We start from the raw sequence: 15,607 nt of genomic DNA on the forward strand, positions 1-15,607 counted from the left end.
GTGACGCGAACGCCGCGGGTCGCGCGGGCGGTTCGGCTCGACGGCGTCCCGCCCGGCTACCGGTTCAGCGTGTGGATCGCCTGGCCCATCGCGTTCTCGGCGGCCTCCATCGTCGCCTCCGCGAGCGTCGGGTGGGTGTGGATCGTCGCGGCCACGTCCTCCAGCGTCGCGCCCATCTCGACGGCGAGCGCGAGTTCGGCGATCAGCTCGGAAGCCTCGGGGCCGACGATCTGGCCGCCGAGCACGAAGCCGGTCTCCTCGTCGGCGACGATGCGGACGAACCCCTCGGTGTGGGTCGTCGTCAGCGCCCGGCCGGAGGCGTTGAACGGCATCTGGCCGACGGCGGGCGTGAACCCTTCTTCCTCCGCCTCCGCCTCGGTGAGCCCGACGGTGGCGATCTCGGGCTCGGTGAAGACGGCGGCGGGGACGGCCTGGTGGTCGAGCGCCGCGGGCTCGCCGGCGGCGACCTCGGCGGCGACGATGCCCTCCGCGCTGGCCTTGTGCGCGAGCATCGGCTCGCCGGCGACGTCGCCGACGGCGAAGATCGAGTCCACGTCGGTGCGGGCCTGATGATCCGTCTCGATGAAGCCGGCGTCGTTCGGCTCCAGTCCGGCGTTCTCCAGTTGGAGAGTGTCCGTGACGGGCGAGCGTCCGACGGCGACGAGCACCTGATCTGCGAGGTACTCGGACTCCTCGCCGGCCTCCGTCTCGGCGGCGACAGCAACGCCCTCGGCGGTCTCCTCCCAGCCGGCGGCGCCCTCGCCGAAGCGGAACTCGACGCCCAGTTCCTCGGCGCGGGTCCGGACGATCCGCTGGACGTCCTCCTCGTAGCCGGGGAGCACGTCGTCGAGCATCTCGATCACGGTCACGTCGGTGCCGAGCTTCGCGAGCATCGTCGACAGCTCCATCCCGATGTAGCCCGCGCCGACGACCACGAGGCTGTCGGGGAGCGTCTCCATCCCGAGCAGGTCGCGCGAGGAGAGCACGTGCTCGCCGTCGAACTCGAAGCCCGGGACCTGGATCGGCCGCGACCCCGTGGCGACGATGGCGTGCTCGAACTCGATGGACTCGCTGCCCTGGCCGGCGCCGTCGTGGGCGACGCGGAGCTTGTGCTCGTCGGCGAACGTCGCGGTCCCCTCGACGAGGTTGACGCCGTTGGCCTTGCACAGCTTCTCGACGCCGCCGGTGAGGCGGTCGACGACCCCCTGCTTCCAGCGCTGCATGCGCTCCACGTCGACGGCGGGGTCGGCGTAGACGCCCAGCTCCTCGGCGTTGGCGGCCTCGTGGGCGACGCCGGCGCCGTGGATGAACGCCTTCGACGGGATGCAGCCGTGGTTGAGGCAGACGCCCCCGTAGGCGTCACGCTCGATGAGCGTGGTGTCGAGCCCCAGCTGTGCCGCGCGGATGGCGGCGACGTAGCCCCCGGGACCGGCCCCGATGACGGCGACGTCCGTTCCGGTCGAGATGTCTCCGACGACCATTACGCGAGGTATTCCGGATCCGGGATGATAAACTGGCAGGAATTGCGGACGGCGCGACCCGCGAGCGGGCTTTCAACCCGGCTGGAGCGGTGACCCGGCTATTTAGCCGGTCGGACCCACCGCCACGGACGATGACACGCGAGCCACGGGAACGGCGATCGGTATCGGGACGCGACCGCCCGCGGCGACTGTCGCGCCGGGGGGCGCTTCGCGCGAGCACCCTCGCGGCCGGCGGGATCGCGCTCGCCCGCCTCGGCGCGGGGCGCGCGGCCGCGCAGACGACCGTCACCGGCGGGGGCGACGCGCTTCAGGAGGCCATCGATGCCGCGGACGAGGGCGACACGGTCGTCGTCGCCGACGACGCGACGTACGACCCGGTCACGATCGACGTGGCCGACCTCGCCGTCGAGGCCGACGGCGATCCGACGGTGGAGGGCGCGGGCGGAACCGGCGCGGCCGTCACCGTCGAGGCCGACGGGGTCACGCTCTCGGGGATCACCGTCACGAATCCGGGCGGCCTGCTCGGGATCAAAGTGGAGGCCGGGTTCGACGACGCCGCGATCGTGAACAACGTCATCGAGGACGTCGGGCCGACGGGTCGCCTCGGCGTCACCGGGATCGTCGTGGGACAGGGCGACCACGACGGGATCGAGATCGCGAACAACGAGATCCGCGACCTGGACCAGGAGACGACCGACGACTCCGGGTTCCCGACGGCCAACGGGATCCTGTTCGATGCGGACAACAGCAAGCCGGGGACGATCTCGGACTGTTCGGTCGTGAACAACACCATCGAGGGGATCGAGAGCGACGTCGCCCCGCTGGGGATCGTGGTCCAGCACGCGACTGCGGGGCTCTCCATCGTGAACAACGAGGTCCGCGACCTCGTCGCGGCCGACGACACCGACTCCGACCAGTCCGACTCGGTCGACTTCGGATTCACCTTCGCGCAGGGCCTGAACGTCGCGTCCCCCTCGACGGCGGATACCGTCGTCGCGCGCAATACCTTCGAGGACATCACGAGCGCCGAGACGATCCTCCCGGAGGCCGTGAAGATCGACGGCGACGGCGGCGGCGTCCGCTTCCACGCGAACGTCTTCGCCGTCGCCATCGGCGTCAACAACCGCAACGGCGACGACGACGGGAGCCGCGACCCGAGCGGCGACCCGACGGTCGACGCGCGCAACAACTACTGGGGGAGCCGCGAGGGCCCCGAGGAGGCAGACTTCAACCAGGCCGCCGACGACGACGACCGCGCGGACGTGGTCGGCCGGGTGGCGTACGAGCCGTACCTCCGTAACGGTCCGGGCGGCCGCGGCGGCGGCGACAACGGCGGGAACGGACAGGGCGGCGGTAACGGCCGGGGCGGCTGACCCGCCGCCGGTCGCCCGCCCGACGCGCTGTACGCCCCGGAACCGGGGCGACCGTCCTCACTCGGGATGTAACTGCCGCCGAGCCTCCTGCACCTCCTCGCGACCGCCGATGAGGGTGACTCGATCGCCCAGTTGGAGGGTGTAATCGTCGTCGGGAACCTGGGTCACGTCGTCGCGACACACGAGCGCGATCATGCTCCCGTCGGGAAGCTCGGTGCCGATTTCGCTGACGGTGATACCGGCCAGTTCCTCGCTGGTGATCTCGACTTCGATCACGTCGCCCGAGCGGCCGATCTCGCCCATCCAGTTGGCCATCGCCGGCCGCTCGATGTAGTTGTCGATGGCCTGGGCGGTCGCCAGCACCGAAGAGACGGTGCGGACGCCCAGCTCCTCGAAGGCGTCGACGTTGTCCGGGTTGTTCACCCGCGCGAGTACCGTCTCGACGCCGTCGAACTTCGAGTCGGACAGCTGTGCCACCAGCAGGTTCACGTCGTCGTCGCCGGTGGCGGCGACGACCGTCCGGGCGTTCTCGGCGCCGGCCGAGCGAAGCACCTCGGTGTCGGTTCCGTCGCCGATGTGGACCGCGTATCCTTCGTTTCTGGCGATCTGTACGACCTCCTCGTCGGTTTCGATGATGACCACGTTCTCGCCGCGGTCCTCGAGGCGTTCGGCGAGCGTCCGGCCCACCTTTCCGCCTCCGATGATGAGTACGCGCATTGGGATTACGTCGAGCTTCTCCGCGATTTGCCTGGCGAACCCGCCCTCCAACGCCACCGTCGCCATGATGACGAGGAAGACGGTGCCGACGAGCGTGTTCGCCGCCGTCGTCATGCCGTTGTTCGCCAGTTCGACGGCGAACAGGGTGGCGACCGACGCCGGGATGATCCCGCGCGGGCCGACGAACGACATGAACACGCGCTCGTTTCGTTGAAAACTCCCGCCAACCGTCGACAGCATGACCAGCACCGGCCGGATGACGAACATCACCGCGGCGACGACGATGATTCCACCGACACCGAGTTGGATCAGGGTGTCGAACTCCAGCAGCGCCGCCAGCGAGATGAACACGAACGAGAGGACGAGCAGCGTGATGTCGCCTTTGAAATCCGTGATCTGTTCCTCGTATGGGATGTCAGCGTTGCCGAGCAGGATCCCGGCGACCGCGACCGCCGCGATTCCCGCCTCCGTGCGGACGAGGTTCGCCTCGCCGTAGGCGACGAGCGCGCCGGCCAATACGAGCAGGCGCGCGTTCTGCGGGGCGTTGCCCGGCGAGAGGTCGATGTACCGGAGGGCGTAGTAGACGGCCCCCGCGACGACGACGCCGACGACGACGCCGACGCCGAGCCGTTCGGCGAACAGCGCGATCAGTTCGGCGGGGTCGGTCGTGTCGGAGACGATGGCCTCGAAGATGACGACCGCGAGGATCGCCGCCGTCACGTCGTTGACGATCCCCTCGGTGTCGAGCGCAGTCGCGACCTTGTCGCGCACCGGCACCACCTCCAATATCGGCGCGATCACCGTCGGTCCTGTCGCCACGAGCAACGCGCCGATGAGTGCGGCGACGAGCCACTCGGTCCCGAGTGCGACTCGGACGACCACGGTCGTCGCGACGAACGCGATCGCGGCGCCGATCGTGACGAGGCGCAGCGACGCCGCTGGTGCCTGCCGAAGCTCGTCGATCTTGAGGTGGAACGCGCCCTCGAACACGATGATCGCGACCGAGAGCCCGACGATCGTCGACAGCCCCGTCAGCCCGAACGTCTCCTGGGTGACGATTCCGAGTCCCTCGGGGCCGAGCGCGACTCCCGCAGCGATGAGGAAGATGATGCTCGGGAGCTGAAATCTGTCAGAGAGGATCTGTGCGGCGACGCCGGTGGCGATGATGACGGCGACGATCGCGATCAGTTGCCCGGCTCCCGCCGACATCTCCTCACCTCCATACCGTGTGCTTGGCTGCGCGCGGGAAAAAGACGACTACTGCGGCGACGGCGGCCGGCCCCGCCGCCCTCGACCGCACCCGGTTAAGACGCGACCGAGACCCGGCGTGTCACGACTCCGCGTACATACTGCCGATGTCGTCGGCGTACCGCTCGAGGATGTTGCGCCGCTTCTTCTTCATCGTGGGCGTGAGGAGATCGTTCTCCTCGGTGAACTCCTCGGCGACGATCCGGAACTGCTTGATCGTCTCGTGGGCCTCGAACTCCCCGTTGACGCGGTCGACCTCCGTCTGGATCAGGTCGCGGACGCGGTCGTCGCGACACAGCGCGTCGTCGTCCGCGGGGAGGTCGTACCCCTGTGCGTCGCCCCACTCGCGGACGCCTGCGAGGTTCAACACGATGAGCGCGGAGACGAACTTCTTCGAGTCGCCGATCACCATCGCCTGTTCGACGTACTCGGAGGCCGCAAACGAGTCCTCGATGGCGCCCGGCGGGACGTACTTGCCCGTCGAGAGCTTCATGAGCTGCTTGGCGCGCTCGCGGAACGCGATGTAGTCGTCCTCGCGGATCTCCACCACGTCGCCGGTTCGGAACCACCGTTCGCCGTCGATCTCCGTGAACGCCTCCTCGGTCTGCTCGGGGAGGTTCCGGTAGCCGCGGAAGACGTTCGGCCCGCGAACGAGCAACTCGCCGACGTCGCCGCCGTCGGCGTCGACGGCGCCCACCCCCTCGTCGACGCGGACGTCCACGTCGTAGACGGGCGGCCCGATAGTACCGACTTTCGGCTCCTCGGGCGGGTTCACCGCGACGACCGGCGCCGTCTCGGTCAGGCCGTACCCCTCCAGGATGGGGACGCCCATCCCGTGGTACAGCTCGCACAGGTCCGCCGACAGCGACCCTCCGCCCGAGATGAAGAACTCGATGTTTCCCCCGAGCGCCTCCTTCACCGTCGAGAAGACGAGCCGGTCGGCCAGCCCGTAGCGCGTCCGCAGTCCGAGGCCGGGGTCGTCGGCGCGGTGGTACGCTCGACCGACGCCGGTCGCCCAGTTGAAGATGCGCTCTTTCACGCTCGATTCGGACGCCTGCTCGCGGATGGCGGCGTACAGTTTCTCGTAGACGCGGGGGACGCTCGTCGCCGTCGACGGGCGAACGAGCCCGAAGTCCTCCCGGAGCGTGTCAGACGACTCGGCGTACGCGACGGTGGCGCCCGTGGCGTACATCATGAAGTGGCCCGCGAGGCGCTCGAACACGTGCGCGAGCGGGAGAAACGACAGCGTGACGCTCTCCTCGTCGACGACCGAAGCGTCCGCGGGCTTGTCCGGTCGGGGACCGAACCGGCGCATGCACTGGTCGACGTTCGCGAGGAAGTTGCGGTGCGTGAGTTCGACGCCCTTGGGCTGGCCGGTGGTGCCGGAGGTGTAGATGAGGCTCGCGAGGTCGTCGATGTCGCGGTCGATCACCCAGCCGTCGCCGGGGTCGACCGCCGCACCGAGCTCGTGGATCTCTCCGAGCGTGTACACGTCGTCGCGCTCGTGTTCCGTGCCGTCGACGAGGACGACGAACTCCAGATCGAGGTCGTCCTCGACGGCGAGCACGCGGTCGAGCAGGTCGCGGTTCTCGACGACGACGCCGGAGGCGCCGGGGTCGTCGAGGAGGTGGCGCACCTGTCCCGGTGACGACGACTTGTACACCGTCGTGACGACCGCTCCGGCGCCGAGCAGCGCGAAGTCGCTGTGGGCCCACTCCATACGCGTGTTCGAGAAGATGCCGACGCGGTCGCCGGCGGCGACCCCGAGTTCGCGGAAGCCGGCCGAGAGCCGTCGGACCAGATCGCGCATCTCGGCGTACGTGAGGTCCGCGTAGTCGCCGTCGGGGGCGGCGTCGACGACGCCCGAGCCGACGAGCGTCCGGTCGTACACCCCGCCCTTGTACCGCTGTGCCACCCGGTCGGCGTGCTCGCGGGCGCTCGCGTCGAACGTCGCCGCCAGCGAGTCCCGGGTGACCCCCGGGTCGTACTCGCGTTCCGCCTGGCGCCAATCCATGCCACTCCCTGCCGCGCCGCCCGTAATAAGTCGGTCCCCTCGCGACGCCCGTTGTTCCGCGTTGTTTTCATCGCGCTGTCGCGACGTTCGTTCGACGTGGCATCGCGGCGCTCGTTCGTCCGCGCCGCCGGCGAGTGCGAAGCGTCGACCCCTCAGCCCCTCAGATTGTCTTCCCCTGCTTCTCCATGTAGTCGAGGTACCTGAGCACGCCGCGGGTGTTCATGCGCTCCTCCTCGCGCGCCTTCCGTTCGTTCCACACGTCGAGGTGCTCTTGGGGCGCGTGCGCGGCGAAGTGCTCGATAACGGCCTCGTCGTCGCCCAACTCCTCGCGCTTCTGGCGGACCGCCTCCACCCACTCGGCGAGCGTCCGCTTATATCCGGCGAGCAATTCGTCGTCGAACTCGCGGGGACCGAAGTGCCCGAAGCAGAGGTACCGCGGCTCGAGGTCCCGGATCATGTCGGCGTCGTCCTGGCACCCGTGGAGATCGAACTGGGAGGGAGGCGTGGTCTGTTCGACGGTGTCCAGTTGCGGGATGTAAATGCCGGCGGCGTCGGCGGTGAACACCACGTCGTCGCCGCGGTCGTGGAAGACGACCTGGTGGGGCGCGTGGCCCGGCGCGTAGTGGGCGTCGAGGTCCCGATCGCCCAGATCGAGGGTCTCGCCGCCCGAGAGCGGTTCGATCCGGTCTTCGGGGATCGGCTCCGGCTCGACGTAGAACTGCCACTGGTCGCCGACGGCTGACTTCGTGCCCTCGACGAGGCGCGCGGGGTCGACGAGGTGCTCCACGCCGGTCTCGTGGATCATCACCGTCGCGTCCGGGTAGCGCTCTGCGAGAAAGCCCGCGCCGCCCGCGTGGTCGAGGTGGACGTGCGTGGGAAGGATGTACTCGGGGGTGATCCCGAGGTCGTCGAGCGCGTCGAAGAGGTACTCGCGGTTGTTGCCGATCCCCGTGTCGATCACCGCGGGACGCTCGGCGTCGAGGAGGTACACCGATCCGTAGTTGACGGTCCCGTACATTCCGGTGTCGAGGTAGTACAGGTCCGCACAGCCGGGCACCGGGGCGTAATCCCCGGGCTCGATATCCGTGGCCATACTCGAACCCGCGTCAGTCGGTACCAAAAGGATTCGGTAGCCGTCCTCATCGAGCCACCCCACGGTCGTCACGCGTCCGCTCAGCGTCGACGAGGGCCCGCTCACGTCGCGAGCCCGGGGCTCACAGACCGTGCCACGCGGAGGGCGGGACGGAGGGCAGTCAGGGTCGTGCGGGGTCGCGTACGACGAGCGACGGAGGCGCCACGCGCGAGCGGACCCGGAACGCGGCGAGCGGATCCGGCGATGCTCAGGCGTTCACGTCCGGGCCGTCGTCGACGAATCGGACGGTGAACCGCTCGTAGCCCCCGTAGGCGGTCTCCAGCGAGCCGAGCCACCAGTTCCACCGTTCGACCAGGTCGTGGTCGTCGGGAGCGTCCGCCATGTTCCCGATGACGTCCTCCACGGTGAGCTCGTGGCCGCGATCCGTCTCGATCACGCCGGCGTCTGCCAGGTCCCGCGCCTGGCGAGCGACGGTCCGGCGGGCCGCCTCGGTTCCCTCGAACTCTCGCTCGAGGGCCGCCGTGAGTTCTCTGCTGTCCACACTGTCGGTTGGGATTCCATCGGTTTTAGTTAGTCGGAGGCGTGTCAGCCACTCGCACGACCGTCGTCGGACGGTAGTCACCCGCCTACCGCCGAGTTCGGGGAGACGCCGGTGCCGTCGCTGGCGAGCGCGAGATCGGCTGAGGGGAGTAAGCCCCCTTCTGTTCGGCCCGACATTCGGCTAAGCGTCCGCGTCAGTCCCAGGGCGTGAGCCCCGGTCGCTCGCGCGAGCCGCGCGAGCACCCGGACTACCATCGGGGCGGCCGCCGCGCGGCGACCGCCCGTCGACGCGGGCTTGCACCGGCGAGGATTCGCCGTTCCATCCGTTCCCGCCCGTCGACCCTCGGTGGGTTCGCTCCCTTCCCTCTCGGGTCGGTTCGCGCGCCCGCGGCGTGGCCGCGAGCGCCGGCGGCGACCGGTCGGTCGCCACCGCACCTCATCGGTCGGGGCGGGGGGTCTCGTTGCTGTTCCAGCGCCAGCCGTCTCCGACTCCGGGCTTGCGCCCGGTCGCTCGTCCAGGGGTGGGGGGACTTTCCTCATGCGCCGTCGCCGCGAGGGTCGAGCGCACGGGGGTCGGGCTCCCTCTGCCGACCCGAAGTACGCCGGTGGGTCGGATAAAGCGTTCGGGGGCGCGCCGGCGCGTGCGTGAAAGCACCGGGATCGGCCGGCTCGTCGCTCCTGCGAAGATAGCGTGCGAATAACCCGCACGAAGAGGGAAGGCTTCAAGTTAGCACAGCCCCCAGCAGGTGTATGTCCGAAGCGAAGGCCGTGCGGCTCACCTACGAGGACGGTGCACGTGCGGTCGAACTCGCTCGGGAGTCGGTCGAGGCGTTCGTACTCCAAGGCCAGCGAGAGCAGCCAGGGAGTATGCGCGACGCCTTCTACGCCCGGACGGGCGCGTTCGTCCGACTTCAATCCACCCGCGGCCGCGGGCGGATGCGAGGGTGTGCAGGGTCGTATCGGGGGAAAGACCAGCTCGGCCACGCCATCGTCGAGGCGGCGATCAAGGCGGCCTCCGACGACACCGGCGGCTCCGAACTCGAACCGAAGGAACTCGACTCCGTTCTCGTCTCGACGTACGTCGTCTCGGGGGTCACGCTCACCAACGATCCGGTCTCCGACCTCGAACTCGGCCTCCACGGCGTCGCAATCGACCACAACGGTCACCACGGCTGGCTCTACCCGACGATCCCCGTGGAGAACGACTGGAGCAAGGAGCGGTTCCTCTCGCGCGTCTGCCGGAAGGCCGGTCTCTCGCCGATGGCCTGGCAAGACGACGACACCATGGTGACGCTCATCGACGGCCAGGTGTTCCGCGAGCGCGCCGACGGCGGTAGCGTCGAACAGTTGTAGCGGCGATCGACGACGACGATCGGCTGAACCGAACTGTCCCGGTGAGCCGTCCGATACCTCCGACGAGTTCGGTGTCTCGTTATTCGCCGCCGAACCCGACTCGAGTCGCGTCCGCCAGCGCCCGCCCGGCGGCGTCGTCGATGTCGAACGTCCGGACGACCTCGCCGTCGCGGATCAGCGGTTCCATGAGCGACTCCCCGCCCTCGGGGCCGTCGCGACCGCGGAGACCCACGTGGTGGCCCCCGTCGGGCGTCCGGTACACCTCCTTCGTCCCTGAGAGCTTCCCGCGCTTGGCGGCCGGTTCCCCGTCGACTTCGACGATGTCGAGCGCGAAGTCGACGGGGTCGGCGTTGGAGACGGAGCCGCCGACGCCGAAGCCGTCGGCGACGTCCCGGAGGCGACGAAGCTCCGCGGGGCCGAGCCCCCCCGAGAGGAACACGTCCACGTCGTCGTGGCCGCGGGCGTCGAGTTCCCACTGCACCTCGCGGACGATGTGCCGGAAGTCGCCGCGGCGGGATCCGGTGGTGTCGAGGCGGACGCCGTCGAGGCGCTCGCCGAGCGTCTCCACGGCGCGAATGACCTCGTCTTTCTCGTCGCCGTAGGTGTCACACAGCGCGATCCGGGGGACGGAGTCGGGGACCGCTTCGTCGAAGGCCCGCCAGGCGTCCTCCTGGTTGCCGCGGCCGAAGCAGATGAGCAGCGCGTGGGGCATCGTCCCCGACGGCTCGCGCCCGAGCATCTCGCCGGCGGCGACGTGCGAGAAGCCGTCCAGGCCGCCGACGAGCGCGCTGCGCTCGACCATCGCGGCGATCGACGGGTGGACGTGGCGCGCGCCGAACGACAGCAGGTCCGAGTCGGGTGCCGCGCGTCGGCACGAAAGCGCCGCCGTGGCGACGCCGGAGGCGTGCGAGAGAAAGCCCAGCAGCGACGTTTCCAGCGCCGCGAACTCCAGATAGGTGCCCTCGACCCGCAGCACCGGGCCGCCGTCGAACAGGGTTCCCTCCGGGATCGCGTCCGCGTCAACGCCGTGGCCGGCCAACAGCGCTGCGGCGTCTTTCACCCCCGCGAGCAGTTCGAAGTCGCCGTCGGGGAACTGATCGGCGGTCACCTCGGCGACGACGGTCGGATTCCGGTCGGCGTGGCGCAGCGTCTCGACGGTTCGATCGAAGTACGCGTCCGTCGCCGATCCGTCGCGGACGGCGTCAGCCCCGACGATGTCAAATTCGGGGGTCGAAGCGGTCATGTCCCCGGATTCGCCGGGACGACGCAAAAAGTCACGCCATCCGCGCGGAGTGGTCGGTCAGCGGCGCCGGCGAGCCAGCAAGCCGGCTATCGCCACCGCAGCGGCCGCGACGCCGAAGCCGAAGCCGGCGCCGCTCGTCTCGGTCGTCTCCGCCGTGTCATCGCCGGCGTCGGCGTCAGCGCCGGTGTCGTCGCCGCCGTCACCGGCGTCGCCCGGGGTCGCCGTGGGCGTCGCGTCGGCGTCCTCGCCGTTCCCCGCAGTGGCCGTCTCGGCGGGTTCGAGCGACGGGCGGATGTCCCGAACGTCGTCGACAGTGGGACCGTTCACGATCGTGACTCGCTCGCCATCGAGGCGAACGAGGAACGCGTCGGCGAAGGGACCGTCGGGAACGACGTAGTAGCCCTCGTCGGTCTCTCGGACGTCGTGGGCATCGAGCATTCGGAGGTAGGTGTCGTGGAACTCCTGCGCGTCGGTCTCGGTGTCCCACTCGGTGATCCACACGTAGCCGTACTCGGCGTCGTCACCCTCGCCGTTGCGGTACGGGAACAGCCGGTCGTTCGCCCAGCCGTTCGACGGCTCGGCGTCGTAGTTGTACGTGTCGTACGGGCTGTCGGTCTGGAACAGGCCGTTCGGGTTGATCGTGTTCGCCTGGTACTCGCGCGCCTGGTACCAGAACATCGCGTAGATCGACGCCTCGCCCACGGTGTCGGAGCCGTTCTGGCCGAGCTGCGGGTTGTCGCGCGGGAAGGTGCTCCAGCCGTTCGTCCCCTCGCCTGTGAACTCGATGGAGCGTGGCGTCTCGTCGGTCCGGTGGATCACCTGCTCGGAGGAGACCGGTGGGTTCCGGAAGCGCTCGTCGAAGGCGTCCCAACCGCCCTCCTCGACGATCTCGTTCACGTACACCGGGCCGTCAGAGTAGGGGTTGAGCAGGGTGAGCAGGATGCCGAGGTTCGGTCCGCCGCCGCCACCGCCGCCGCCCCCGCTCGCCTGCGGCGTGTCGACGCACTCCCACTCGGCGCCGCAGCGCTGGGCGTAGTTCGTCTCGATGTAGTTCGCCTCCCCCTCGACGACGCCGTCGACCGCGAGGTCACCGTCCTGGGTGGGGGCGCGATAGGTCTCGTTCGTCAGGTCGTAGCGCTGGTCCTGCAGCGCGTGGACCAACTCGTGGACCAGCGTCGCGTTGTTGATCGTCGGCGAGTCCGGGGAGCCGGTGACGATCGTGATCTCGTCGCGCGTCGGCGAGTAGAAGCCCAGCACCGAGGAGCCGGTCGTCTCGCCGATCTCCTCGCCGGAGCCGGTCGACTCGCCGACGATGAACAGCCCCTCCCACACTTGATCGTTCCAGCGGTTGTACTCGGTCCGGTTCGCGCTGGGACCACCGGCGCTCCGGTTGCGATACTGCTCACGGGAGATCACCGAGACGGGGACCCGGGAGTCGAACTCCGCGTCGCGGAGGTACTCGACGCGGGCCATCGCCCGAGCCACGTACGCGTCGAGTTCCTCGTCGCTCAGGCCGTCGGACTGGTCGACGTCGATGCTCTCGTTGTGCCAGTAGCCGTCTTCCCACCCGATCACGTCGGACTCTGGATCCTGCGGGGCCTCCTGTTGGGCCGTGAGTCCACTCGCGTTCGCGAGTCGGTCGGTCCCCGCGTCCGTTGCGGGGGGTGCCGCCGCCGCGAGCGGCGGCGCCGCGGCGGTACACACGAGCGCGAACACGAGCACGAGGGCGCCGAGTCGCGAGAGCGGGTGCGGGGCCGATCGTCGCATACCTCCGCATTGGCCTGGGGGTAGAAGTACCTTGTCCGCGTGTTGGGGCGTCTAATCCGCGGAACATTCGCGGAGAATCCGCCGGTCGATCCCGGTGGCGACACCCACCGGTCCGTCCCCGAGACGGCACCCGCCGATCGATTTTGTGGTCGCGGTCCAAACGGCCGGTCATGCCCCCGGAGCAGGACGCCTTCGACCCCGACCGCACCGCCGTCGTCGTCGTGGACATGCAGAACGGCTTCTGTCACCCCGACGGGAGCCTCTACGCCGAGCCCAGCGCGGCGGCGATCGACCCCGTCCGGACGCTCGTCGAGCGCGCCGCCGACGTCGGCGCGCGCGTGGTTTACACCCGAGACGTCCATCCGCCCGAGCAGTTCGAGGACGCCCACTACTACGACGAGTTCGACCGCTGGGGCGAGCACGTCGCGGAGGGGAGCTGGGACGCCGAGTTGGTCGCCGACCTCCCGACTGAGGACGCCGCCCACGTCGTCGAGAAGCACACCTACGACGCGTTCCACGACACCGAGCTGGAGGGGTGGCTCGACGCCCGCGGGATCGACGATCTGTTGATCTGCGGGACGCTCGCGAACGTCTGCGTCCTCCACACCGCCGGCTCAGCGGGCCTGCGCGACTACCGACCGGTCGTCATCGAGGACGCGCTGGGGTACATCGCCGAGGAGCACCGCGAGTACGCGGTCGATCACGCCGACTGGCTGTTCGGCGAGACCGCGTCGCTGACGGACGTATCGTTCACGTAGCCGTCGATTGGTCGGAGATCCGCGAACTCAGTCCGTTGGACGGTGCGGTCTACTCCTCGGGCGTCGACTCGCCCCAATCGTCGGGGTACAGCGTCTCCGGCTCGGCGAGCGAGAACACGACCCGGTCGGAGTCGTCGAGCGGTCGGAGATACGCGCGGAGTTCGCCCGCGGCGTCGGCGCGCTCCAGCATCGGCGCCGCCTGCCGTTCGGCGTAGTACAGCGGGAACGCGACCGCCTGTCCCGCAGCCTCGGCTTTCATCACGACGACGAGGAACACGACCTCGGACTGCTGGGCCCGATACGCCTCGTACTCGTCGAACGGCTCCTCGGTCTCCTCGACGAGTTCCCGTGCGGCGGCGAATTCGTCGCCCGGAAGGAGCACGTCGAACCCGGTGCGATCGACGTCGATCCCGGTGCCGTCGGTGGAGACGTTCGGGAGCGGGGTCACGTCGCCCGGGTGGAGTTCGAGCACGTCCCAGCCCGCCTCGCGATACTCCTCGGCGGTGGCCTCCATGTCGGCCATCACATCGTCCCAGAACTCGGTGTATCCAGCGAGCGGGTGGCTGCCGGCCATACACCACCGGCGGCGGCGCGAGGGGAAAACGGTTGCCGTGTGGAGTCGCGAGGCGAGTGGGACGGATAACTCCCCGCCGCCGGCGAGCTCGGCGAGCGGGCGGTCGATCGCCGCTTACACCCGGACGTTCTCGCCGACCGCCTCACCGAACGTCTCGTCGCCCCCGCGAGCGTCGTAGGCGACGTGGCCGCGCACGAGCGTCACCTCGGGGAAAACGGCCTCGCGGCCCTCGAACGGCGTCCACTCGCACTTCGAGTGGAGGTCGTCGCCGCGGATCTCGCGGCTCGCTTCGAGGTCGACGAGCACGAGGTCCGCGTCGGTGCCCTCGACGATCCGACCCTTCCCCTCGATGTCGAAGACCGTCGCCGGGTTCGCGGCGACGAGGTCGCGGACGCGCTCCAGGTCCAGCGTCCCCTCGCGCACCTCCTGCAGGAGCAGCGGGAGCATCGTCTCGACGCCCGGCACCCCCGACGGGGCGTCCCGAACGCTCGCGTCCTTCTCCGCGCGGGTGTGCGGGGCGTGGTCGGTGGCGACGATGTCGACGGTCCCGTCGGCGACGCGCTCGAAGACGGCCTCCCTGCGCGCCTCGCTTCGGAGCGGCGGGTTCATCCGACCGAAGGTGCCCAGTTCGTCGAGGTCCTCGCGCGAGAGGAACAAGTGGTGCGGCGTCACCTCGCAGGTCGCGCCCGCGTCGCTGGCGGCGTCGATCCCCTCGGGCGTGGACGTGTGTGCGATGTGGATGGCGGCCTCGGAGTCGGCGCCGACCTCCAGCGCGCGGTCGACGGCCGCGGCCTCGGCCTCGGCCGTACGGAAGGCGCTCCAGGCGTCGGCATCGCCGTCGCGGCCGGTCCCGTCGCCGGCGCGCTCCAGGGCCGCCGGATCGAACAGGGCGGCGTCCTCGGCGTGGACGGTGACGACGGTGTCCTCGCGGGCGGCGCGAGCGACGGCGTCGGCGAAGAGGTCCGCCTCGATACCCATGTCGCCGGTGGAGTCGGCGAGGAACACCTCGCCGAGCGCGAATATCGGGCGGTCGAACAGCGAGTCGGGGTCCCAGTCCTCCGTCACGCCGCCGTTGATCCCGAAGTCGACCGAGGACTTCGCGGCGAGTTCGGCTTTCTCGTCCACGGCCGCGCCCGTGACCGTCGGCGGCTCGGTGTTGGGCTGATCGACGACGGTCGTGACCCCGCCCGCGGCCGCCGATCGCGACCCGGTGTGCCAGTCTTCCTTGTGGGCGAAGCCGGGCTCACGGAAGTGGACGTGCGCGTCGACGGCGCCCGGGAGGAGGTGCTTCCCGTCGCAGTCGACGACCTCGTCGGCGTCGGCGGGAGCGAGGGTGCCGGCGGCCGCGACTTCGGCGATCGTCTCGCCCGCGACCAGCACGTCGCAGACGCGGTCGTCGGCGAGCGTGGCGTTCGTGAACAGCGTGCTCATGACGCGACGGTGGGC

12 protein-coding genes and 1 other RNA gene are annotated in these 15,607 nt (G+C 69.8%); 3 read left to right on the forward strand and 10 right to left on the reverse strand.

Features of this window, described 5'->3' with window-relative positions; genetic code table 11:
- Positions 1 to 56: 56 nt before the first annotated feature.
- Positions 57 to 1,481: a dihydrolipoyl dehydrogenase gene (lpdA, locus tag P0Y41_RS08005; RefSeq protein ID WP_284060851.1), complete on the reverse strand. Its 1,425-nt coding sequence runs from the start codon at positions 1,479 to 1,481 to the stop codon at positions 57 to 59.
- Positions 1,482 to 1,612: 131 nt separating this feature from the next.
- On the opposite strand from lpdA, the gene P0Y41_RS08010 reads away from it, so the two are divergent.
- Positions 1,613 to 2,854: a right-handed parallel beta-helix repeat-containing protein gene (locus tag P0Y41_RS08010; protein ID WP_284060852.1), complete on the forward strand. Its 1,242-nt coding sequence runs from the start codon at positions 1,613 to 1,615 to the stop codon at positions 2,852 to 2,854.
- Between the two features lie 57 nt (positions 2,855 to 2,911).
- Here P0Y41_RS08010 and P0Y41_RS08015 read toward each other — a convergent pair whose 3' ends face one another.
- The 5 genes from P0Y41_RS08015 to rnpB all read right to left on the reverse strand — a co-directional run bounded on the left by P0Y41_RS08015 (position 2,912) and on the right by rnpB (position 9,055).
- Positions 2,912 to 4,780: a cation:proton antiporter domain-containing protein gene (locus P0Y41_RS08015; RefSeq protein WP_284060853.1), complete on the reverse strand. Its 1,869-nt coding sequence runs from the start codon at positions 4,778 to 4,780 to the stop codon at positions 2,912 to 2,914.
- A gap of 121 nt (positions 4,781 to 4,901) precedes the next feature.
- Positions 4,902 to 6,833, reverse strand: coding sequence for an AMP-dependent synthetase/ligase (locus tag P0Y41_RS08020; RefSeq protein WP_284060854.1), 1,932 nt, complete (start codon positions 6,831 to 6,833; stop codon positions 4,902 to 4,904).
- 160 nt (positions 6,834 to 6,993) lie between these two features.
- Positions 6,994 to 7,914, reverse strand: a complete 921-nt coding sequence (locus tag P0Y41_RS08025) for an MBL fold metallo-hydrolase (protein WP_284063378.1) — start codon at positions 7,912 to 7,914, stop codon at positions 6,994 to 6,996.
- A 259-nt stretch (positions 7,915 to 8,173) separates the two neighbouring features.
- Positions 8,174 to 8,467, reverse strand: a complete 294-nt coding sequence (locus P0Y41_RS08030) for a WNWW family protein (RefSeq protein WP_284060855.1) — start codon at positions 8,465 to 8,467, stop codon at positions 8,174 to 8,176.
- A gap of 137 nt (positions 8,468 to 8,604) precedes the next feature.
- Positions 8,605 to 9,055, reverse strand: an RNA gene (rnpB, locus tag P0Y41_RS08035) — RNase P RNA component.
- 161 nt (positions 9,056 to 9,216) lie between these two features.
- On the opposite strand from rnpB, the gene P0Y41_RS08040 reads away from it, so the two are divergent.
- Positions 9,217 to 9,819 carry a TIGR00296 family protein gene (locus tag P0Y41_RS08040; RefSeq protein WP_284060856.1) on the forward strand — a complete coding sequence of 201 codons (603 nt, stop codon included), beginning with the start codon at positions 9,217 to 9,219 and terminating at the stop codon, positions 9,817 to 9,819.
- Between the two features lie 79 nt (positions 9,820 to 9,898).
- Here P0Y41_RS08040 and P0Y41_RS08045 read toward each other — a convergent pair whose 3' ends face one another.
- Both P0Y41_RS08045 and P0Y41_RS08050 read right to left on the reverse strand, forming a co-directional pair.
- The gene (locus tag P0Y41_RS08045; protein WP_284060857.1) at positions 9,899 to 11,062 is read right to left on the reverse strand and encodes a nicotinate phosphoribosyltransferase; all 1,164 of its coding nucleotides are present in this window, start codon (positions 11,060 to 11,062) and stop codon (positions 9,899 to 9,901) included.
- Positions 11,063 to 11,119: 57 nt separating this feature from the next.
- On the reverse strand, positions 11,120 to 12,829 hold the full coding sequence (locus P0Y41_RS08050; RefSeq protein ID WP_284060858.1) for an Hvo_1808 family surface protein: 1,710 nt from the start codon (positions 12,827 to 12,829) through the stop codon (positions 11,120 to 11,122).
- 170 nt (positions 12,830 to 12,999) lie between these two features.
- Between P0Y41_RS08050 and P0Y41_RS08055 the strand changes: the two genes are divergently transcribed.
- Entirely contained in the window at positions 13,000 to 13,587 is a 588-nt protein-coding gene (locus P0Y41_RS08055; protein ID WP_284060859.1) for a cysteine hydrolase family protein, read from the forward strand.
- Between the two features lie 49 nt (positions 13,588 to 13,636).
- Here the strand turns inward: P0Y41_RS08055 and P0Y41_RS08060 are convergent, their stop codons facing one another.
- Both P0Y41_RS08060 and P0Y41_RS08065 read right to left on the reverse strand, forming a co-directional pair.
- Entirely contained in the window at positions 13,637 to 14,161 is a 525-nt protein-coding gene (locus P0Y41_RS08060) for a DUF7529 family protein (protein WP_284060860.1), read from the reverse strand.
- A gap of 114 nt (positions 14,162 to 14,275) precedes the next feature.
- Complete coding sequence (locus tag P0Y41_RS08065; RefSeq protein WP_284060861.1) at positions 14,276 to 15,592, reverse strand: dihydroorotase; 1,317 nt, start codon at positions 15,590 to 15,592, stop codon at positions 14,276 to 14,278.
- Positions 15,593 to 15,607 lie beyond the last annotated feature (15 nt).

This window comes from Halobaculum halobium (assembly GCF_030127145.1).
Lineage (GTDB): Archaea > Halobacteriota > Halobacteria > Halobacteriales > Haloferacaceae > Halobaculum > Halobaculum halobium.